This is a genomic window from Saccharomonospora iraqiensis subsp. paurometabolica YIM 90007 (assembly GCF_000231035.2).
GTDB lineage: Bacteria > Actinomycetota > Actinomycetes > Mycobacteriales > Pseudonocardiaceae > Saccharomonospora > Saccharomonospora paurometabolica.
Map to the genome: position 1 here is coordinate 24,806 of NZ_KI912263.1, position 277 is coordinate 25,082.

At 77.6% G+C, this 277-nt stretch carries 1 protein-coding gene; it reads left to right on the forward strand.

The genetic code is table 11. From position 1 onward, the window contains the following. Positions 1 to 277 (forward strand): amidohydrolase family protein (locus SACPADRAFT_RS29565; RefSeq protein ID WP_040924795.1); only part of this gene is annotated, 277 nt, incomplete at both ends.

Below are 277 nucleotides of genomic sequence, written 5' to 3' on the forward strand. Positions count from 1 at the left end.
CGGGCACCGCCGCGCCGGACGGCCGCTACCCGCTCGGCAGGCTGGACGTCGAGGTCACCGGCGGGGTGGCCACCCTGCCGTCCGACGGGACGCTGGCCGGCAGCACGCTCACGATGGACGCGGCGTTCCGTCACCTCGTGCGGGACGTGGGGCTGACCGTGTCCGAGGCGGTGGCCGCCACCGCCGGACACCCCGCCGCGTTGCTCGGCCTGTCCGGGACCACCGGAGCGCTGCGCCCCGGGCTGTCCGCCGACCTCGTGGTGCTGGACGCCGACCT